The 20,194-nt window shown below is 72.6% G+C and carries 19 protein-coding genes; 9 read left to right on the top strand and 10 right to left on the bottom strand.

The window, feature by feature from the left end; genetic code table 11:
* Positions 1-369: 369 nt before the first annotated feature.
* Positions 370-1,434 carry a bifunctional DNA-binding transcriptional regulator/O6-methylguanine-DNA methyltransferase Ada gene (ada, locus tag ACLBYE_RS06195; protein ID WP_447693477.1) on the bottom strand — a complete coding sequence of 355 codons (1,065 nt, stop codon included), beginning with the start codon at positions 1,432-1,434 and terminating at the stop codon, positions 370-372.
* Between the two features lie 179 nt (positions 1,435-1,613).
* Between ada and ACLBYE_RS06190 the strand changes: the two genes are divergently transcribed.
* Positions 1,614-2,600 (top strand): alginate O-acetyltransferase AlgX-related protein, encoded by a 987-nt coding sequence (locus tag ACLBYE_RS06190; RefSeq protein ID WP_447693474.1) that lies wholly within the window; start codon positions 1,614-1,616, stop codon positions 2,598-2,600.
* 145 nt (positions 2,601-2,745) lie between these two features.
* Here the strand turns inward: ACLBYE_RS06190 and ACLBYE_RS06185 are convergent, their stop codons facing one another.
* On the bottom strand, positions 2,746-3,492 hold the full coding sequence (locus ACLBYE_RS06185) for a YebC/PmpR family DNA-binding transcriptional regulator (RefSeq protein ID WP_056526849.1): 747 nt from the start codon (positions 3,490-3,492) through the stop codon (positions 2,746-2,748).
* A 229-nt stretch (positions 3,493-3,721) separates the two neighbouring features.
* Here ACLBYE_RS06185 and ACLBYE_RS06180 point away from each other — a divergent pair, with 229 nt between their 5' ends.
* Positions 3,722-4,762: an SDR family oxidoreductase gene (locus ACLBYE_RS06180; protein ID WP_447693473.1), complete on the top strand. Its 1,041-nt coding sequence runs from the start codon at positions 3,722-3,724 to the stop codon at positions 4,760-4,762.
* 34 nt (positions 4,763-4,796) lie between these two features.
* Positions 4,797-5,771 (top strand): MBL fold metallo-hydrolase, encoded by a 975-nt coding sequence (locus ACLBYE_RS06175; protein WP_447693472.1) that lies wholly within the window; start codon positions 4,797-4,799, stop codon positions 5,769-5,771.
* On the opposite strand, the gene ACLBYE_RS06170 is transcribed toward ACLBYE_RS06175, so the two are convergent.
* The 4 genes from ACLBYE_RS06170 to ACLBYE_RS06155 are packed head-to-tail and all read right to left on the bottom strand — an operon-like array spanning position 5,732 to position 9,160.
* Complete coding sequence (locus tag ACLBYE_RS06170; RefSeq protein ID WP_447693471.1) at positions 5,732-6,520, bottom strand: HAD-IA family hydrolase; 789 nt, start codon at positions 6,518-6,520, stop codon at positions 5,732-5,734. The two genes, ACLBYE_RS06175 and ACLBYE_RS06170, sit on opposite strands and share 40 nt — an antisense overlap.
* Positions 6,514-7,200, bottom strand: a complete 687-nt coding sequence (gene rpe / locus ACLBYE_RS06165; protein ID WP_020092550.1) for a ribulose-phosphate 3-epimerase — start codon at positions 7,198-7,200, stop codon at positions 6,514-6,516. The genes ACLBYE_RS06170 and rpe overlap by 7 nt, the downstream gene beginning before the upstream one ends.
* 20 nt (positions 7,201-7,220) lie before the next feature.
* A complete protein-coding gene (locus tag ACLBYE_RS06160; protein ID WP_012320495.1) occupies positions 7,221-8,081 on the bottom strand; it encodes a phosphoribulokinase in 861 nt (286 codons plus the stop codon).
* 23 nt (positions 8,082-8,104) lie between these two features.
* Complete coding sequence (locus ACLBYE_RS06155) at positions 8,105-9,160, bottom strand: class 1 fructose-bisphosphatase (RefSeq protein WP_447693470.1); 1,056 nt, start codon at positions 9,158-9,160, stop codon at positions 8,105-8,107.
* Between the two features lie 182 nt (positions 9,161-9,342).
* Between ACLBYE_RS06155 and ACLBYE_RS06150 the strand changes: the two genes are divergently transcribed.
* Both ACLBYE_RS06150 and ACLBYE_RS06145 read left to right on the top strand, forming a co-directional pair.
* Positions 9,343-10,290: a LysR family transcriptional regulator gene (locus ACLBYE_RS06150; protein WP_026604832.1), complete on the top strand. Its 948-nt coding sequence runs from the start codon at positions 9,343-9,345 to the stop codon at positions 10,288-10,290.
* Positions 10,287-11,531 (top strand): NAD(P)/FAD-dependent oxidoreductase, encoded by a 1,245-nt coding sequence (locus ACLBYE_RS06145; RefSeq protein ID WP_447693469.1) that lies wholly within the window; start codon positions 10,287-10,289, stop codon positions 11,529-11,531. Before ACLBYE_RS06150 ends, ACLBYE_RS06145 begins: the two co-directional genes overlap by 4 nt.
* Before the next feature lie 2 nt (positions 11,532-11,533).
* Here ACLBYE_RS06145 and ACLBYE_RS06140 read toward each other — a convergent pair whose 3' ends face one another.
* From ACLBYE_RS06140 to ACLBYE_RS06130, 3 genes are all read right to left on the bottom strand, one after another.
* Positions 11,534-12,775, bottom strand: coding sequence for an MFS transporter (locus tag ACLBYE_RS06140; RefSeq protein ID WP_447693468.1), 1,242 nt, complete (start codon positions 12,773-12,775; stop codon positions 11,534-11,536).
* 81 nt (positions 12,776-12,856) lie between these two features.
* On the bottom strand, positions 12,857-13,771 hold the full coding sequence (locus ACLBYE_RS06135; protein WP_447693467.1) for an amino acid ABC transporter substrate-binding protein: 915 nt from the start codon (positions 13,769-13,771) through the stop codon (positions 12,857-12,859).
* A gap of 115 nt (positions 13,772-13,886) precedes the next feature.
* Positions 13,887-14,522 carry a glutathione S-transferase family protein gene (locus ACLBYE_RS06130; protein ID WP_447693466.1) on the bottom strand — a complete coding sequence of 212 codons (636 nt, stop codon included), beginning with the start codon at positions 14,520-14,522 and terminating at the stop codon, positions 13,887-13,889.
* 196 nt (positions 14,523-14,718) lie between these two features.
* On the opposite strand from ACLBYE_RS06130, the gene ACLBYE_RS06125 reads away from it, so the two are divergent.
* The 4 genes from ACLBYE_RS06125 to ACLBYE_RS06110 all read left to right on the top strand — a co-directional run bounded on the left by ACLBYE_RS06125 (position 14,719) and on the right by ACLBYE_RS06110 (position 19,244).
* Entirely contained in the window at positions 14,719-15,099 is a 381-nt protein-coding gene (locus ACLBYE_RS06125) for a response regulator (RefSeq protein WP_012320502.1), read from the top strand.
* An 87-nt stretch (positions 15,100-15,186) separates the two neighbouring features.
* On the top strand, positions 15,187-17,160 hold the full coding sequence (locus ACLBYE_RS06120) for an AI-2E family transporter (RefSeq protein ID WP_447693465.1): 1,974 nt from the start codon (positions 15,187-15,189) through the stop codon (positions 17,158-17,160).
* Between the two features lie 132 nt (positions 17,161-17,292).
* Entirely contained in the window at positions 17,293-18,912 is a 1,620-nt protein-coding gene (locus tag ACLBYE_RS06115) for a hybrid sensor histidine kinase/response regulator (protein WP_091976851.1), read from the top strand.
* Between the two features lie 17 nt (positions 18,913-18,929).
* On the top strand, positions 18,930-19,244 hold the full coding sequence (locus ACLBYE_RS06110; RefSeq protein ID WP_447693464.1) for a plasmid stabilization protein: 315 nt from the start codon (positions 18,930-18,932) through the stop codon (positions 19,242-19,244).
* Positions 19,245-19,288: 44 nt separating this feature from the next.
* Here ACLBYE_RS06110 and ACLBYE_RS06105 read toward each other — a convergent pair whose 3' ends face one another.
* Positions 19,289-20,179 (bottom strand): ketopantoate reductase family protein, encoded by an 891-nt coding sequence (locus ACLBYE_RS06105; RefSeq protein ID WP_447693463.1) that lies wholly within the window; start codon positions 20,177-20,179, stop codon positions 19,289-19,291.
* Between the last annotated feature and the right edge of the window lie 15 nt (positions 20,180-20,194).

The following is a 20,194-nucleotide window of genomic DNA, read 5'->3' as shown; positions in this document are numbered from 1 at the left end:
GGCGGCGGCGGTTTCGGCGGTCCCGGTGGTCCTGGCGGTGGCCGACGCTAGAGCCGTGACCGATCGCGTTGACACGGGGGCGATCGCCGAGCCCGTGCCGCACGAGGCGCGGGTCCCCTCTCCCATGCGGGAGAGGGACAGGGTGAGGGATCAGGTCCGTCCGCACGAGGCGCCTCCTGGCCGAGCCGCGATGGCGCGCTCGACCTGTAAGCGCCGTGTCCCTCACCCCAACCCTCTCCCGCACGGGAGAGGGAAAATGGCGCGGCTGCCTCGACCGGAGCCGCTTTCCTCCCGAACCGTTGCGACGCGATCGGAGGCGGCGCGAGGGCACGGCGCTGCGCGCACCGGATCGTCCGGCACGGAAGGTCCTCAGGCCTCCGCCTCCCGGTCGAGCAGCGCGCGCTTGCGCGCGACGCCCCAGCGATAGCCCGACAGGGCACCGTCCGAGCGCACGACGCGGTGGCAGGGGATGGCCACCGCGACCGGGTTCGCCCCACAGGCCTGCGCGACCGCGCGCGTCGCCGTCGGCAGGCCGATCGCCCGGGCGATCTCCGCGTAGGTCGCGGTGGATCCCACCGGGATCTTGCGCAAAGCCGTCCAGACCCGCTGCTGGAACGCCGTGCCGCGGATGTCGAGGGGCAGGTCGAGGCCGCTGCCCGGCGCCTCCACGAGACCGATGACCCGCGCCATCCAGCCCTCGAAGGCCGGGTCGCCGCCCTCGATCTCCGCGGCGGGGAAGCGGTCCTGGAGATCGTGCAGGAGCGGCTCGGGCGCGTCCCCGAGGAGGATCGCGCAGACGCCCGCCTCGGTGGCGGCGACGAGGATCGCGCCGAGGCTGCAGGCGCCGATGCCGAACCGGATGCGCAGGCCCGCGCCGCCCGTCCGGTAGGCGGCGGGCGCCATGCCGAGGCGCGGCGCGCCCGCCGCGTAGAACCGGCTCGCGGCGCCGTAGCCGGCCTCGTACAGCGCCTCCGTCACCGAGGCGGCCCCGGGCAGCCGCCGCGCCACGGCGGCGGCGCGGTGGGCGGCCGCGTAGGCTCTGGGGGTCACGCCGGTGGCGTCCTTGAACACCCGGTGGAAGTGGTAGGCGCTCAGCCCGGCGGTGCGGGCGAGCGCGGCGAGGGACGGCATCGTCTCGGCCGTCTCGATCAGGCGGCAGGCGCGGGCGACCGCCTCGGCCCGGCGCTCGGCGAGGGCGGGCTCGTCCGGTCGGCAGCGGCGGCACGGCCGGAAGCCGGCCGCCTCGGCCTCGGCGCAGGTCCGGTGGAAGCTGACATTCTCGGGCCGCGCCGCGCGCGCGGCGCAACTCGGGCGGCAGTACACGCCCGTGGTGCGGACCGCGTACACGAAGGTGCCGTCGGCCCGCGCATCGCGGGCGGCGAGGGCGGCCCAGCGCTCGGCATCGCCGGGGTCTGTCGCGGGAACGGGGCTCATGGCGGCCGCACTATGCGGCTTGGCGCGGGCGTTGAGGAGGGGCATGACGGGGCCTGCCGGGTGGTGGAAGACGCGTGCGGCACTCTGTCGGTCCGCTGCCGCTCCGGCATCCCGCGCCTTGCGGCCGAATTCGACATCCGGCGGCCGCCGGAACGGGCGACCCGCCTCACGAGTGCGCCATGGCTTCGAGCACGCCCGATCACATCCATGTCGGCCAGGACGGCTGGCTGTTCCTGAAGACGGGAACGAACGACGTGCTCGGCCAGTACGAGCGGCCGGAGGAGACGAGCGAGCTGATCTGGCAGTGGCGCAGCCTCGTGACGACGCGGGAGCGGCGCTTGCGCGCCCAGGGGATCCTGTACCGCCACGTCGTCGCCCCGGAGAAGCTGATGATCTACGATCACCGGCTCGACGGGCTGACCATCCGGCCGAGCGCGTCGCCGGCCTACCGCCTCCTCCACAGCGAGCCCCCGGCGGGCCGCTTCCCGGGTCCGGTCGGGCTGTACGCGGCCTGGCGCCGGCGGAAGCGCTGGCGGCAGACCTGCATCGATCTGGTGACGCCGATGCGGGCGCAGCGCGACGCGGCCGACCTCTACTGCCGGACCGACACCCACTGGTCGGCTGACGGCTGCTATCTCGCCTACGCGGAGATCTGCCGGGCGCTGGGCGCCGAGCCGCGGCAGGACCTGCGGGACCGGCCGTCCTTCGAGACCGACCACGACGGCGATCTGGGGACCGCCTTCGATCCGCCCCGCCGGGCGCGCTCGCGCACCGTCCTGATGCAGCGGGACGCGGTCCGGACCTACGGCAGCCCGATCGTCGAGGTCCGGGAGATGGCCGGCCTGCTGCACACGCTGCATGTCGGCGCGCACGTGATCTACGGGAACGCCAGGGCCACCGACCCGCGCCGGCTAGTCCTGTTCGGCGATTCCTTCTCGCACGTCATGCCGTACATGCTGACGATCATGCTGGCCGAGACGTTCCGCGAGGTGCACTTCGTCTGGAGCACCTCGCTGGACTGGCCGTATATCGAGCGCGTCCGGCCCGACATCGTGCTGACCGAGGTGGCCGAGCGCTTCATGGTGCAGCTGCCCGACGACACCTTCTCGGTGGAGCGCTACGCGCAGGACCGCTTCGGGGCCGAACTCGCGGCCGCGGGCGCCTGACGGGCGAGCCCGGAACTCCGGAGGGCGAACACGCCGCCCCCCGACTTCGCCATTCCGGGATTGCCGAGCGGGATCCGGAGCGCGAACGGGCGCCCGGCATGGCTGCGACTGGGACTGTCCGTTCCCGGCTCGCCGGCCGTGCCCCTCACGCCTGCAGCTTGGCCACCAGCGCGTCCGACAGGGCGAAGTTCACGTAGACGTTCTGGACGTCGTCCTGGTCCTCGATCACCTCGACGAGGCGGATGAGCTTCTCGCCGGTCTCGTCGTCGACGTTGATGGTGTTCTGCGCCTTCCAGATCAGGCCCGTGCGCGCGGGCTCGCCGAAGCGCGCCTCGAGAGCCTTGGTGACCTCGCCGTAGGAATCCTGGGCGCAGATGACCTCGTGTCCGTCCTCGCCGGAGCTGACGTCGTCGGCGCCGGCCTCGATCGCCGCCTCCAGCATCGTGTCGGCGTCGGCCACGGAGGCCGGGTAGGCGATCACGCCGACGCGGTCGAACATGAAGGCGACGGCCCCGGTCTCGGCGAGGCTGCCGCCGGACTTGGTGAAGGCCGAGCGCACGTCCGAGGCGGTGCGGTTGCGGTTGTCGGTCTGCGCCTCGACGATCAGCGCGGCGCCGCCGGGCCCGTAGCCCTCGTAGCGGATGTCCTCGTAGTTCTCGCCGTCGGCGCCGGCGGCCTTCTTGATGGCGCGCTCGATATTGTCCTTGGGCATGTTCTCGGCGCGGGCCGCCAGGATCGCGGCGCGCAGGCGCGGGTTCATCGCCGGGTCGGGCGTGCCGAGCTTGGCCGCCACCGTGATCTCGCGGGCGAGCTTGCCGAACACCTTCGAGCGGACCGCGTCCACCCGGCCCTTCCGGTGCATGATGTTCTTGAACTGCGAATGGCCTGCCATGACGGTTCGGACTTTTGTTCGTTGGCGCGGGCGGGCGTGCGGGACCCCGCCGTCGCGGCTGTGAGGTCGCGCCGTATATAGGCCGCCGCCTTCGGACGAAGCAACGCGGCCGCTGCCGGTCGGCGCGACGCGGGCCGACACGGCCCCACGGGCTTCGCAATCCCGTGACCGCGGAAAAAATGGCCGACTCGGGCGTTGGCGCTGGACTTCACGCGCAGCTGGGAACCCGATGTCGAGCCGGAACGGACGCAGCACGGTCATGGTCACGGGCGCGAGCGCCGGCGTCGGCCGGGCTGTCGCCCACGAATTCGCCCGGCACGGCTGGAACGTGGGGCTGATCGCGCGCGGCCCGGCGGGGCTGAGGGGCACAATCCGCGACGTCGAGCGGGCCGGCGGCCGGGCCCTGGCCTTCGCGGCCGACGTCGCCGACGCGGAGGCCGTCGCCCAGGCCGCCGACGAGCTGGCCGAGGCGTTCGGCGGCATCGACGTCTGGGTCAACAACGCGATGGTGACGGTCTACGCGCCCGTTCAGGAGACGAGCCCGGACGAGTTCCACCGCGCCACCGCGGTGACCTATCTGGGGCAGGTGCACGGCACGCTGGCGGCCCTCCGCCACATGGTCCCGCGCGACCGGGGAACGATCGTGCATGTCGGCTCGGCGCTCGCCTACCGGTCGATCCCGCTCCAGGCGAGCTACTGCGCCGCCAAGGCCGCCGTGCGGGGCTTCGTCGATTCCCTGCGCAGCGAGCTCCTCCACGACCGCAGCCGGGTCCGCCTGACGATGGTGCAGCTTCCGGCCGTGAACACGCCGCAATTCGACTGGGCGCGCTCGCGGCTGCCGCGCAGGCTCGAGCCGGTGCCGCCGATCTACCAGCCGGAGGCCATCGCCCGGCACGTCTTCCGGGCGGCGCACGACGCGCCCCGGGAGATGTGGATCGGGGCCTCGGCCTGGAAGGCGATCATCGGAAACATGCTGATCCCGGGCTGGATCGACGGCTACCTCGCCCGGCACGGCTATCGCGGGGAGATGACCGGCGTGCAGGCGCAGAAGAACCGACCCGACAACCTCTACGACCCGGTGGACACCGATCCCGGCGCCCACGGCCGCTTCGACTCCCGCGCGACCAGCGACGTCGCGGCGGCCGACCCGCGCTGGCTCAAGTTCGGGATCGCGGCCGCGCTCGGCCTCGTGGCCGGGACGATGCTGTTCGCCACCGAGGCGCACGGGCGGGCGGACGCCCGCGCCGATCGCCGGCCGGGCCGACGCTAGGACACGGGCCAACGCGGGTTTCAAGGAGGATCCGATGCCGGGCACGAACCGTCGCGATCTGGTGCGGGCCGCGCTCGCCGGAGGGGCCGTCCTGGGTCTCGGCGGACGCGCCCGCGCCACCGCACCCTTCGGCGGCGCGCAGGCGCCGGGCTTCTACCGGACCCGTATCGGCACCTGCGAGGTCACGATCCTCAACGACGGCGCGCGCAGCTTCCCGATGCCGGACCGATTCGTGCGCAACATTCCCCGGGACGAGGCGCTCGGCGCCGCGCGGGCGGCCTACATGCCCCCCGGCCAGGTGACGGTGCCGTTCAACCCGACGCTGATCAACACGGGCGCGAAGCTCGTCCTGATCGATACCGGCAACGGCCCGGTGCCGGGCGCGCCCGTCGGCCGCCTCGCGGCGAACCTCGCGGCGGCCGGGATCAGGCCCGAGGACATCGACCTCGTGCTGCTCTCGCACCTCCATCCCGACCACACGAACGGCCTCAAGCGGGCGGACGGGTCCCTCGCCTTCCCGAACGCCGAGATCCGGGCCGCCGCACCCGACTGGGCGTTCTGGATGAGCGACGCCAACATGGCCCGCGCCGCCGACCCGGTGACGCAGGGCTACTTCGCCAACACCCGCCGGGTGCTCGGCGACCTGAAGGACCGGATCGGCACCTTCGCGTGGGACGAGGAGATCGTGCCCGGGATCACCGCCCTCGCCGCCCCCGGCCACACGCCGGGCCACACGGCCTTCGCGGTCGCCTCAGGCGCGGACCGTCTGCTGATCCAGTCCGACGTGACCAACATCCCGGCCTTCTTCCTGCAGCACCCGGACTGGCACGTGATGTACGATCACGACGCCGATCAGGCGCAGGCGACGCGCCACCGCTTCTACGACACGGCCGCGTCCGAGAGGGCCCTCGTGGTCGGCTACCACTTCCCCTTCCCATCGCTCGGCCACGTGGAACGGGACGGACCGGGCTACCGGCTCGTGCCCATCGCCTGGACCGGCACGCTCTGACCGTCCCGGGATTCGTGCCACCGGATCAGGGAGGCCAGATCCACGACCCCGCCCGGCCATTCGACGCCCGCGAGGTGCCGGTGCGGCCGATCCGGCTCGCCGAGATCCGAGACGGCCGAGAAGGCGCCGTCGAGCCGGTGGCTCTCGGTGTAGCGGCTCCGGGTCGCCAGGACCGGCAGCCCGGCGGCCCGGGCCGAGCTGATGCCGGCGGCCGAATCCTCGAAGGCCACCGCCTCGGAAGCCGGGATCTCCAGGCCGGCGAGCGCCAGCAGGAACACGTCGGGGGCGGGCTTCTTGCGGCTCGCCTCGTCGCCGGCCGCGATCACGTCGAAGGGCGCGACGTCCGGCGGGAAATTGGCGGCGAGGAGCCGGTCGACGTTCGGGCGGCTCGTCGTGGTGGCCACCGCGAGCCGGATTCCCGCGGCACGGGCCTCGGCGATCAGCCGGGCGATCCCGGGGCGCAGCGGCAGGCCGTTCCGCGCGACGAGGTCGCCGTAGGCGCGCGTCTTGATGGCGTGGATCTCCGGCGCGCGGGCGTGGAGCGCGGCGGCTTCCGCCGTGTGCTCGGTGTCGATGTAGTGGGCGAGCCGCTCCTTGCCGCCCATGACGGCCAGCAGGTCGGCGTAGAGCGCCTCGTCCCACCGCCAGGGCAGGCCGAGCTCCGCGAAGGCGCGGTTGAACGCCTGCCGGTGCAGGTCCTCGGTCTCGGCGAGGGTCCCGTCGACGTCGAAGATCAGCGCCCTCAGCACGACAGGTCGCGACCGGAGGCGCCCTCCGCGCCCTCGCGGATCGCCGCGATGCGCTCGGCGTAGGCGTCCGGGCCGCCGCTGAAGACCGCGTTGCCGGCTACGAACGTGTCGGCCCCGGCGCGGCTGGCGACCTTGACCGTCTCGGGGTCGATCCCGCCGTCGACCTGGATGCGGATGTCCCGGCCCGCCACCATGGCGCGCACCCGCGCCACCGATTCCATGGCGCCCTTGATGAAGCTCTGGCCGCCGAAGCCGGGATTCACCGTCATCACCAGCACGAGATCCACGAGGTCGAGCACCGGCTCGACCATGGCGGCCGGCGTGCCCGGGTTGATCGCCACGCCGGCGCGCTTGCCGAGGTCGCGGATGGTCTGAAGCGAGCGGTGGATGTGCGGCCCGGCCTCGGCGTGGACCGTGATGCCGTCGGCCCCCGCCTGCGCGAAGGCCGCGAGGTACGGATCGGCCGGCGCGATCATCAGGTGCACGTCGAAGTATTTCTGCGTGTGGGGCCGGAGCGCTTTCACAACCGGCGGCCCGAAGGTGATGTTGGGCACGAAATGGCCGTCCATCACGTCGAGATGGATCCAGTCGGCGCCGGCCGCGTCCACGGCGCGGGTCTCCTCGGCCAGCTTCGAGAAGTCGGCGGACAGGATCGACGGGGCGATGACGGGTGCGAGCATGGGAGGCTTTCGGGATCGGCTCAGGCCAGCCGGCGGCGGCGCTCGACGAGCTGCATGATCATCGGCGTCAGGATCAGCTGCATCGCCAGGTCGAGCTTGCCGCCGGGGATCACGATGGAGTTGGCCCGGCTCATGAAACTGTCGTGAATCATGGAGACGAGATACGAGAAGTCGATCCCCTTCGGGTCCTTGAAGCGGATCACGACCATCGACTCGTCGGCGGTGGGGATCCAGCGGGCGATGAACGGGTTCGAGGTGTCGACGGTCGGCACCCGCTGGAAGTTGATGTCGGTGAACGAGAATTGCGGGCAGATGGTCTGCACGTAGTCGGGCATGCGCCGCAGGATCACGTCGGTCACCGCCTCGGTGGAGTAGCCGCGGAACGAGCGGTCCCGGTGCAGCTTCTGGATCCATTCGAGGTTGATCACCGGCACGACGCCGATCTTCAGGTCGGCGTAGCGGGCGATGTCGACGTCCTGGTCGGCCACGCAGCCGTGCAGGCCCTCGTAGAACAGGAGGTCGGAATCGGGCGGGAACGTCTCCCAGTCCGAGAAGCTGCCCTCCGGGATGCCGTAGGCCTGCGCGTCGTGCTGGTCGTGGGCGTAGTGACGCGTCCGGCCCGTCCCGGACTCGGCGTAGCTGCGGAACACCGCCTCCAGCTCCGGCAGGAGGTTGGCCCGCGGCGCGAAGTGGGACAGCGTCGGCTCGTTCGCCATCATCGCCCGCATCGTGTCGCGGTCGAAGGCGTGGAAGCCGTCCCCCTCGATGAAGACCGCCCGCACGTCCTCGCGGCGGAAGATCTGCTCGAAGGTGTTGCGCACCGAGGTGGTCCCGGCCCCGGAGGAGCCGGTCACCGAGATGATGGGGTGCCGCGCCGACATGCCTTTACGACTTCACGGTGCGGCTATGACCGCATCAGGCCGCGCTGGCCGAAGAGCGGCGAGCGGCCGGCATCGGGCTTGCCGCCGGCATAGTAGGTGGCGACGCACGCCACTTCCTCGGTGGAGCCGCAGACCAGCGGCGCTCGCTCGTGGATTCCGGTGGCCACGAGGTCGAGGATCCGCGTCTGGCCGTCGGTCGCCGCGCCGCCGGCCTGCTCGACCAGCATGGCCACAGGCGCGACCTCGTAAAGCAGCCGCAGGCGGCCGCGGGCGTAGTTCTTCCGGGCGTCGCCCGGGTAGAGGAACACGCCGCCGCGGGTCAGCACGCGCTGGATGTCGGCCACCAGCGAGGCGAGCCAGCGCATGTTGTAGTCCTTGTCGCGCGGCCCCTCGGTGCCGCGCTGGCAATCCTCGATATAGGCCTTCACCGGCGCGTCCCAGTGCCGGGCGTTGGAGGCGTTGATGGCGAATTCCTTGGTGGAGGCCGGCACCGACATCGCCGGGCTCGTCAGCTTGAACCGGCCCTCGGCGCGGTCGAGCACGTAGGACTGGGTGCCGTCGCCGAGCGTCAGGATCAGCGCCGTGGCCGGGCCGTAGGTGACGAAGCCCGCGGCGATCTGCGTCGAGCCGGGGGTGGTGAACGAGGCCAGCGGGTTCGCCGGATCCTTGATCGACGGCCGGATGCCGAAGATCATGCCGACGGCCATGTTCACGCCGATGTTGGAGGAGCCGTCGAGCGGGTCGATGGCGACGGCCAGCGGGGCGTCCGGGTTCAGACGCATCACCTCCTCGGCCTCCTCGGAGGCGACCTCGGCGACCGGGGCGCCCCGCAGCGCCGCGGTCACGCTCTCGTGAGCGATGACGTCGAGGGCCTTCTGGACGTCGCCGTCGCTGTTGTGATCGCCGGCCGCCGCGAGGTCGCCGCCGAGCGCGCCGCGCCCGATCCGCTCGCTGATCTCCACCGCCGACCGCGCCACGGCCGCGATCACCGCGGCGGCGTCCTTCAGCGCCGGATTGGCGTCCACGGCCTGCGCCAGGCAGGTCTCGAGGGGCGTCCCGATCGCCGCTGAAATTGCCATCGGCCTACTCCTCCTGCTCGGATCCCGTCCGCGGGGATCGCGCGTTCCGCGCCGGCTCTGTAGCGGCCGCTTGGCTGCCAAGATAGCGGTCTCTGTCTCCGGATCGACAGGAACCCGCGGCGGGGCCTTCAAGATTTCTGTGCGATCTTGTGCCATAGGACGAAAAAAACGAGATGTCCGCCATGCGCAACCTCTCCCTCAAGCAGCTTCAGGCGGTCGCTGCCGTGGCCCGCCTCGGCACCATGACCCGGGCTGCGCAGGAGCTGAACGTCACCTCGGCCGCCCTCTACGCGCGCATCCGCCAGCTAGAGGAGGAGGCCGGACTGCTGCTGTTCGACCGGACGCCGGGGGGCCTCAAGCCGACGGATGCCGGCCGCGAGATGCTCTGGGCGATCGACAGCATCAACACGGTGCTGGAGACCTGCACGGACCGCCTGCGCACCCTGCGCGGCGCGGAGGGCGGGCGCGTGGCGCTCGGCGTCGTCTCCACCGCCAAGTACTTCGCCCCGCAGGTGATCGCGGGCTTCGTCAAGAAGCATCCCGGCGTCGAGATCAGCCTGTCGGTGCGCAACCGCGGCCAGACCGTGGAGGCGCTGCGCGGCTACGAGATCGACTTCGCCCTGATGGGCCGCCCGCCCCGGGACTTCCCGATCGAGGCCGCCACCTTCGGGCCGCACCCGATCGTGCTGATCGCGCCGCCCGGCCACCCCCTGGCGGGCCGGACCGACCTGAACCGCGAGGACCTCGCGGACCAGCCGTTCTTCCTCCGAGAAGAGGGCTCTGGCACCCGCATGGTCTTCGAGGAGTTCATGAGCGGCGTCCTGGTCAAGCGGGCGCCGCTGGACATCGACACCGGGTCGAACGAGACCATCAAGCAGGCCGTGATGGCCGGGCTCGGGATCGCGCTGCTCTCGGTGCACTCCGTGGCGGCCGAGCTGGAGAGCGGGCGCCTCGTCCTCCTCAACGTCAGGGGCCTGCCGATCCGGCGCGACTGGTACGCGGTCCGGCGCGCCGACAAGGTGCTGGGCCCGGCCGCCTCCGCGGTCTGGTCCTACCTGATGTCGGAGGGCGCGCGCTGCCTGCCGGGCGTCGCCCAGAGCGGCCTGGTGCTGGCGGGAGCCAAGGCGTGACCGCCGCTGCCGGCGTCGTCGTGGCCGGGGCCGGGCAGGCCGGCTTCCAGCTCGCCGCGTCCCTGCGGGAGGGCGGGTTCCGCGACCCGATCACCCTGGTGGGCGACGAGGCCGCCCTGCCCTACCAGCGGCCGCCGCTCTCGAAGGCCTACCTCGCCGGCAAGACCGACCGGGAGGGCCTGTTCCTGCGCCCGCCCGGCTTCTTCGCCGAGCACGCCATCGCGCACCGCCCGGGGCTCCGCGCCGTCGCGATCGACCGGGACGCGCGCCGCCTGCAGCTCTCGGACGGCACCGACCTCCCCTACGACCACCTCGTGCTCGCCACCGGCGCGCGCAACCGCCCCCTGCCGGTCCCGGGCGCCGAACTCGCGGGCGTGCGCCAGCTGCGCGGCCTCGCGGATGCCGACGCCCTGAAGGCGGCGGTCGCCGAGGCCCGGGCCGTCGTGGTCATCGGGGCCGGCTTCATCGGTCTCGAATTCGCCGCCGTCGCGGCCGCGCGCGGCCTCCCGGTGACGGTGATCGAGGCGGCCGAGCGGCCCATGGCCCGGGCGGTCTCGTCCGAGATGGGCGCGTTCTTCCGCCGCGCCCACGCCGCGATGGGCGTGCGCTTCGCCTTCGGGGCCGGCGTGACGGCGATCGTCGGCCGGGACGGCCGCGCCACCGGCGTCGCCCTGGCGGACGGTAGCGAACGCGCGGCCGACCTGGTCCTCGTGGGGATCGGCGTCCTGCCGAACCGGGAGCTCGCCGCGGAGGCCGGCCTCCCGGCCGAGGACGGCGTGCGGGTCGACGCGTTCCTGGCGACACCCGATCCGGCTATCTCGGCGATCGGCGACTGCGCCCGCTTCCCCATCCCCTTCGCCCACGGGCTGACGCCGGACGGGACGGTGCGGATCGAGTCCGTGCAGAACGCCATCGACCAGGGCCGCTGCCTCGCGGCCCGCCTCACCGGCAGGCCCGCCGCCTACGGCGCGCTGCCGTGGTTCTGGAGCGACCAGGGTCCGCACAAGCTGCAGATCGCGGGCCTGTCCGGGCCCGGCGATGCCGGCGTCGTCCGCGGGACCGGCGACGCCTTCTCGGTCTTCCGCTTCCGCGACGGGCGCCTGAGCGCGGTGGAATCCGTCGACCGCGCGGGCGACCACATGATCGCGCGGCGCCTGCTCGCGGCCGGGACGCCGCTGACGCCCGATCAGGCGGCCGACCCGGATTTCGACCTGAAGGGTCTCGCGCTGCGGCGAGCCTGACCTCAGCCCGGGAACGCCACCGGCGCCGGCTTCTGCCGCAGGGCGATGGCGGTGGCGATCCCGAGCGCCAGGATGGTGACGGCGCATCCGAGCAGCGCCCCGAGTTGGCCGAACCGGAGCAGCGCCTGCCCGATCACCGCGACCCCGAGCGCCTGACCGCAGAAGAACGAGAAGGCGTGGAGCGCCACCGCGGAGGCGCGGGCCTTGGGCGCGACCTCGGTGACCTGCGTCTGGTAGGTGTTGTGCAGCATGTAGAAGCCGAGGCCCATGGCGGTGAGCGCGGCGCAGTCGACCTGCCAGGAGCCCGCGAGCCCGACCACGGTGAGCGACGCGCCGCAGATCAGCCCGCCGCCGATCAGCATCCGCGGCAGGCCGAGCAGCCGCACCAGCAGCCCGACCAGGGCCGAGTAGAGCAGGCCGCCGACCGCGAACCCCGCCAGCACCAGCCCGGCCTCGCGCGGGCCGCCCTCGCCCCGCGCCTCGATCAGCGGGGCGAGGTGCGGGAAGACGCCGAAGATCGCGATCGCCTCGATGAACACCGCCGAGAACAGCACCCGCGCCCGGGGATTGCCCAGGATCGTGCGGTAGCGCGTCACCGCCTCGCCGAAGGCGGGGCGGCGGCCCGGCGCCCGGCCGGCCCGGTCGAAGCCGAGGACGGTCGCCGCGCAGGCGAGCGCCGCCACCGCGGCGGTGACCGCGAAGACGCCGCGCCAGCCGATCGCCGCCTCGATCAGGCCCGCGAAGGTCGAGCCCGAGAGCTGGCCGAGGATCACCGCCACGAGGAACCGCCCGATCGCCACCTGGCGGCTCTCCATCGGCACGCGGTCGCCCAGGAGGGCCAGCGAGAGCGGGATGCAGCCGCCCGCGGCCGCCCCCGCCAGCATGCGCAGGCCGAACAGGCTGCCGATATCCGGCGCGACGCTGCACAGGGTCAGCGCGACGGCGAGCACCGCGAGGCAGGTGCTCATCACCCGCTCCTTGCCGAGCGCGTCGCCGATCGGGCCGAGCACCGGCTGGATGAACGCGTAGGGCAGCGCGAAGGCGGTGGAGAGGAGCGCCACCGTGTGGGCGTCGCTCGCGAGATCCCGGGCGAGCACGCCGACCAGGGGCTCGACCGAGCGGAGCGCGAAGGTGCTGCCGAACCCCGCGCAGGCCAGGACGACGATCAGGCGCGGGATCGACGTGGCCGGCGGCGGGGCGACGGCCGCGCTGGACGGGAGGGCCGGCTCTGTGCTGTCGGTCATGGCACGCTTCGCGAGGCGGGCGGGATCAGACCCGCGGCATCGCATCTCCCTCGCCGGAGCGGAACCCCGCCGCGCGACAGATCAGTGCGCGTAGAACGCGGGATCCGAATTGTCGGTCGGGTGCGCGAAGGCCCAGCGCAGGGCCGACGACAGCGGCACGCTGTAGTTGAGGCCGCGCGGCGGCACGGGCTTCAGGAACCAGCGGTCGTAGAGCACCGTGATCTCGGGGCTCCGGTAGAGGTCGGCCGTCGCCCGGTCGACCACCGCCTTGAAGGCCGGGTCGTCCTTGCGCAGCATGATCCCGTAAGGCTCCGGGTTGGACAGGGTCTCGTCGCTGACCGCGTAGGCGGCGGGCTCCTTGGACTGGGCCGCGACCACGCTGAGCTGCACGTCGTCCATGACGAAGGCCGCCGCCCGGCCGGTCTCGACCATGAGGAACCCCTCCGGAACGTCCTTGGCGGCGATCACCGTGATGCCGAGCTTGCGCTCGTTGTTGGCCTTGATCAGCATCAGGATGTTGGTCGAGCCGGCGACCGACGAGACCGTCTTGCCGCGCAGGTCGTCCAGGCCGGCGATGTGCTGGTCCTTGCGGGAGACGAAGCGGGTCGCCGTCAGGAAGTGCGTGTTGGTGAAGTCCACCTGCTTCTTGCGCTCGGCGTTGTTGGTGGTCGTCCCGCATTCGAGGTCGATCGTGCCGTTGGTCATCAGCGGGATGCGGGAGGAGGAGTTCACGAACTCCATCCCGACCTCGAGGCCCGGCATCTTCAGTTCGCGCTTCACCGCGTCGGCGATCCTCAGGCAGATGTCGACCGCGAAGCCGACGACCTTCTGGTTCTGGTCCAGGTAGCTGAACGGGGTGGCGGTATCGCGCACGCCGAGGACCAGCCTGTTGCTGTCGTGGATCTTCCTGAGGGTGCCGGTGAGGTCGGTGGCCTTCGCGGCCCCGACGGGGGCGGCCAGGAGGAGCGCGGCGAGGCAGGGAGCGAGCAGACGCATGGGCCGACGGGTTCCGGTCGCGCGAGGGGCCGCCCGCGGTGCGCCGGCGGCGGGAGACCGGACCGCGCGCCGGGGCCGGCCCCCGGCCGGAGCCCCAGCAAGAGTCCGGCCGCGCTCAGGCGGACGCGGCCGCCTGGTGCGCCTCGGCGAGCTGCGCGTCCGCGGCCGCGACCTTCCGGGAGGCCGGGCGGGACCGGATGCGCTCCACGTAGGCCGCCAGCACCGGGTCGGGCGCGACGAGGCCGAAGCCCGTCGTCCAGCCGAGGGCGCCGCCCCACAGCACGTCGGCGGCGCTGAAGCGCGCGCCGAGCAGGTACGGGCCGGGCGTCAGGGCCTCCTTCACCCGGGCGATGACGCTGTCGTAATCGGCGTAGGCCGACATGGCGCGCGGGCCCGGCTCCCGCTTCAGGTACCGGTCGATCACCGCGGGCTCGAAGCAGGAGCCGTAGAACACCATCCAGCGCAGGTAGGTGGCCCGGTCGGGCTCGGTCGGCGCCGGGGCGAGCCCCGCCTCGGGGAACAGGTCGGCGAGGTAGAGGTAGACGGCCGCCTGCTCGGTCACCAGGGCGTCGCCGTGGCGGATCGCCGGCACCTTCGCCATCGGGTTCACGGCGCGATAGGCGTCCTGGAGGTGCTCGCCGGCGCGCATGTTGAGCGCGTGCAGCCGGTACGGGACCCCGAGCTCCTCGAGCAGCACGCGCACGCCCGACGAGCGGGTATTGGGCGAATGATAGAACTCGATGTCAGGCATGCTGGCCATTCCGCCCCGTCCGAGAATTGTCGATTCGGCGGATTGCACGCTCTTACCGGCGGAGCGACGGGTCAACCGCGGACCGGAGCGCCACTTCCTCAGGGACCGGAATCGCGGCAGGAACGTTGGGCGATTGTGCGTTGCCGCGCGTTGGGCTTCCGACCGGCACGACGCGAGCCGGGGGTTACGAGTTCTGATGGCGAAGATACTGCTGGTCGAGGACCACGAAGAGATATGGGATTTCCTCTCGCGCCGCCTCAAGCGGCGCGGCTACGAGGTGATCCTCGCGCATGACGGCGAGGCCGGCGTCCGGCAGGCCCGCTCGGGCCAGCCCGACGTCATCCTCCTCGACATGAACCTGCCGGTCCTCGACGGCTGGTCGGTCGCGCGGACGCTGAAATCCGGCACCGACACCCGGGCGATCCCGATCATCGCGCTCACGGCCCACGCCATGTCGGGCGACCGCGACAAGGCCATCCAGGCGGGCTGCGACGACTATCACCCGAAGCCCGTCGATTTCTCGAAGCTGCTCAGCCAGATCAGCGCCGCCCTGGGCGAGACCGCGCAGGCGAGCTGACCCGGCAGCGGACGCGCGACCTGCCGCCCCGAGACCTGCGGCCCCAAGATCTGCGGCCCCGAGACCTGATGTGAGTGGAGCGTGTCCGTGAGCGAGGATCCCGTCACTGCCCAGCGCCTGCGGCAGGGCCTGCCGATCTTCGTGGCGCTGGCGTCGATCCTCCTCGTGGTCGCCACGATGGCGGCCCTCTACCTCGGGCGCGAGATCCTCGTGCCGGTGACGCTGGCGATCCTCCTGAGCTTCGTCCTCGTGCCGGCGGTGCGGATGCTGCGACGGCTGCGCGTGCCGCGCGCGCCGGCGGTCCTGCTCGTCGTGGTGATCGTCTTCGGCGCGCTGTTCGGCATCGGCAGCCTGATTGCCAGCGAGGCGTCCCAGCTCGCCTCCGACCTGCCGCGCTACACCCAGGTGATGCGCACCAAGATCAAGGATCTGCGCGGGGCGACGGCCGGGACCGGCACGCTCTCGCGGATCGTCGACATGGTGCAGGATCTCAGCGCCACCCTGCAGCCGCCGCCGGCCGCGGAGGTCCGCGGCGAGCCGGGATCGCGCACGCACCCGCTCACGGTCGAGCTCACCCCCGCCCGCGCCAGCGTCGTCGACACGCTTCAGACCTTCGCGGGCCCGATCCTGCACCCGCTGGCGACGACAGGCCTGATCCTGATCTTCACGATCTTCATCCTGCTCCAGCGCGAGGACCTGCGGAACCGGGCGATCCGGCTCGCCGGCGGCTCGGGCGATCTGCGGCGCACGACGGCGGCGATCGACGACGCCACGAGCCGGCTGAGCCGGTTCTTCCTGGCCCAGCTCGCCCTCAACATCGCCTTCGGGCTGGTGATCGGCATCGGCCTCTGGCTGATCGGCGTGCCGAGCCCGACCCTGTTCGGCGTCCTCGCCGCGATCCTGCGGTTCGTGCCCTATATCGGCGCGGCGATCAGCGCCCTGCTGCCGCTGATCCTCGCGGCCGCCGTCGATCCCGGCTGGAGCATGGTGATCGCCACCGCGGCCCTCTTCCTTGTGGTCGAGCCGATCTGCGGCCACGTGATCGAGCCGCTGCTCTACGGGCACTCCACCGGCCTCTCGCCGGTCGCCGTCATCCTGGCCGCGACGATCTGGACGTTCCTGTGGGGTCCGATCGGCCTCGTGCTGGCCACGCCCCTCACCGTCTGCCTCGTGGTGCTCGGCCGGCACGTGGAGCGGCTCTGGTACCTCGACGTGCTGCTCGGCGATCAGCCCGCCCTGTCGCCGCCCGAGATCTTCTACCAGCGCATGCTGGCCGGCGACCCGGTCGAGGCGATCGATCAGGGCTGGCAGTTCCTGAAGGAGCGCGCCCTCGTCACCTACTACGACGAGGTCGCCCTCGCGGGCCTCCTGCTGGCGCAGGAGGATCTGTCCCGCGGCACCCTGGACCGTGCGCGGCAGGAGGAGGTCGGCGGGGCGATCCGGACGGTGGTGGACCGCCTCGGCACGGCGCCGGTCGGGCGCCGCGCCCGGCGGGGATCCGGCCGCGGCCCCGACACCGAGACCGCGGCGGCGCTCGCCGCCGTCGGGCCCGACCGGCAGGTGGCCGGCATCGTCCTCGAGCGCGAGGACCTCGCGCCCAACTGGCGCGGCGAGACGCCGGTCCTGTGCGTGTCGAGCCGCGGCCCGTTCGACGAGGCGGCGACGCTGATGCTGAGCCAGATCCTCGCGCGCCACGGGCTGGCCTCGCAGATCCTGTCCATGGCGGCGATCCGCGCCGGCGAGCGGCCGGAGAACCCGGACGGCCTCGCGCTGATCTGCTTCTCCTACCTGGAGCCGGTGAGCCTGTCGCAGATCCGGTTCACCGTCCGGCAGGCCCGGGCCGCGGTGCCGGGTGTCCGCATCCTGGTCGGCTTCTGGCGCGAGCGCGATCCCGCGACCCTGGAGCGGCTGCGCCGGGCGACCTCGGCCGACTTCCTGGTGACGTCGCTGAACGAGGCGCTGTCGGCGGTGCTGGGCGCCTGCCGCGAGGCCGCGCCGCCCCGGCTCGTCCCGGCCCCCGTGGGCGCGCCCTCCGAGGCCGCGCGGCCGGCCGCGGCATGAGAGCGTCGCGCGACACCGCCGCTGGGGATACAAGGTCGACTTCGGCCGTCCGGCCGCTAGTCTCGCTCACGCATTTCGTGATCGACCGCGCGCAGAGGTCTTTCCCGGCCAGGAAGGTGACGACCGCCTCGCATGTCTGAGACGCCAGAAACACCGCCCTCCGGGCCGAGTCCGCCGATCCGGGACGGCGCCCCGAGCGACATCACCGACCGCAAGAGCGACATCTTCTTCGCGGCCGTGGAGACGACGCGGATGCCGATGATCGTCACCGATCCGCGCCAGCCCGACAACCCGATCATCTTCGCCAACCGGGCGTTCCTGGCGATGACCGGCTACACGCCGGAAGAGCTGATCGGGCGCAACTGCCGCTTCCTCCAGGGTCCCGACACCGACCGCGAGAGCGTCGCGCAGGTCCGCGCGGCGATCGCCGAGAAGCGCGAGTTCGCCACCGAGATCCTGAACTACCGCAAGAACGGCTCGACCTTCTGGAACGCCCTGTTCGTCTCGCCGGTCTACAACGCCGACGGCGAGCTCGTGTACTACTTCGGCTCGCAGCTCGACGTCTCGCGCCGCCGCGACGCCGAGGAGGCGCTGGGCCAGGCCCAGAAGATGGAGGCGCTCGGCCAGCTCACCGGCGGCATCGCGCACGATTTCAACAACCTGCTGCAGGTGATCGTCGGCTACGTCGACATCCTGGCGGCCGGCCTGGAGAAGCCCGACGCCGACCGCGCGCGGCTCGGCCGCGCCACCGAGAACATCCGGCAGGCGGCCGAGCGCGCCACGACGCTGACCCAGCAATTGCTGGCCTTCGCCCGCAAGCAGCGGCTGGACGGCCGCGCGGTCAATCTCAACACCCTGATCGAGGGGATGGGCGAGATGGTCGCCCGCTCGGTGGGCGAGGCCGTGAAGGTCGAACTCGACCTCGCGCCCGATCTCTGGAACTGCCGCGTCGACCCGACCCAGGCCGAGGTCGCGATCCTGAACGTGCTGATCAACGCCCGCGACGCGATGCCGGAGGGCGGCACCGTCCGGATCTCCACCGAGAACAGCGAGATCGCCGCGCGCGGCCGGGAGATCGGGCCGCTGCGCGACGGCCGCTACGTCAGCATCGCCATCAAGGACAGCGGCACCGGCATCCCGCCCGCCGTGCTCGCCCGGGTGATGGACCCGTTCTTCACCACCAAGGAGGAGGGCAAGGGCACGGGTCTCGGCCTGTCGATGGTCTACGGCTTCGCCAAGCAGTCGGGCGGCGCCGCGCAGATCGAGTCGGCGGTCGGATCCGGCACGACGGTGCGCCTGTCGTTCCCCGCGACCGACGGCGACGTCAACGCCCCCGCGAAGGTCTCGCTGCGGGCCGTGGACCGCCAGGGCACCGAGACGATCCTGATCGTCGACGACCGCGAGGACGTCGCCGAGCTCGCCCGCACCATCCTGCGGGACTTCGGCTACACGACGCTGGTGGCGAGCAACGCCCGCGAGGCGCTGGAGATCCTGGACTCGAGCGGGAAGGTCGATCTGCTCTTCACCGACCTGATCATGCCGGGGGGCATGAACGGGGTGCTCCTGGCCCGCGAGGCCCGGCGCCGCCAGCCCAAGCTCAAGGTGCTGCTCGCCACGGGCTACGCGGAGGCGAGCCTGGAGCGAACCGATATCGGCGGCTCGGAGTTTGATCTCCTGAACAAGCCCTACCGGCGCACGGAGCTGGTCCGCCGCGTCCGCGCGATCCTCGACGGTCCGACCGGGGTGGGCTGAGCTTCGGGAGACGGCCCATGTCCCAGGGCGACAAGTCGAAATACACCGACAAGCAGAAGCGCAAGGCCGAGCACATCGCCGACTCGTACGAGTCCCGCGGCGTGCCGGAGAAGGAGGCGGAGGCCCGGGCCTGGGCCACCGTCAACAAGGACGACGGCGGCGGCAAGAAGCCGGGCGGATCGGGCCGCGGCAAGGCCACCGGTCACCCGGCCGCCCACAAGGGCGGCGCGTCCGGCGGCGAGGCCTCGGCCGGGCGGACGGCCGCGGAGCGCTCCGCCTCAGCCCGGAAGGCCGCCGCGACCCGCAAGGCCAACGCCGCCGCGCGGGCCTGACCGACCGTCGCGAGCCGGGCCTCCGTGCCGGTGCGGGGTCGATCTCAGTCCCGCCGCTCGGCGAGCTTGACCAGCGCGTGCAGCAGCCGGTTCGCCGGCGTCGGGATCCCGTGCGCCGCGCCCCGGCGCACGATGGTGCCGTTGAGGTGGTCGATCTCGCTCGGCCGGCCGCGGGCCAGGTCCTGGGCGGTGGACGAGCGCTGTCCGGCCATGGCGGCGCTGAGCGCCATCACGTCCTCGAGGATGCCGGGCGACACGGACACGCCCTCGGCCTCCGCAACGCGCGCGCATTCCTGCACGACGTCGGCGATGACCGCGGCCACGCCCTCGCCCTCCACCAGGCGGCCGTAGGGCAGCTGTGTCAGGGCCGACAGGGCATTGTAGGCGCAGTTGATGATCAGCTTCGCCCAGAGCGCGTCGACGGCCTTCTCCGAGACGGTGGTCGGGATGCCGGCCGCCGCGAACGCGGCGGCGACGCGCCCGCTCGTCTCCGACGCGCCGAGGATCAGGTCGCCGCGCCCGTTGTGCCGGACGTGGCCGGGGCCCGCCATCGCGGTGGCGACGTAGACCGCCACCGGCACGACCGGGCGGCCCAGCACGGCGGCGAGCCGCTCGGCGTTGTCGACGCCGTTCTGGAGGCTGAGGACCGTGGCGGCCGGATCGAGATGGGGGGCGATCATCGCACCCGCCGCCTCGGTGTCGCCCGACTTCACGCAGACCAGCACGAGGTCGGCACCCGACACGCCCGCCCCCGTATCGGTCGCCCGGACGGGCACCGAGGCCGTCCCGGTCGCGCTCTCCAGCACGAGACCGGCCTTCTCCACCGCCTCGACCAGGGCGGGACGGCCGATCAGCGTCACCGCGTGGCCGGCCCGCGCCAGGAGGAACCCGTAGTAGCAGCCGACAGCGCCGGCCCCCACGACGGCGACGGTCATGGCGGGACTCACGGC

It is taken from the genome of Methylobacterium sp. A52T (assembly GCF_053346095.1).
The sequence above is the reverse complement of the archived record's forward strand: the minus strand, read 5'-3'. Positions and strand labels throughout refer to the sequence as shown.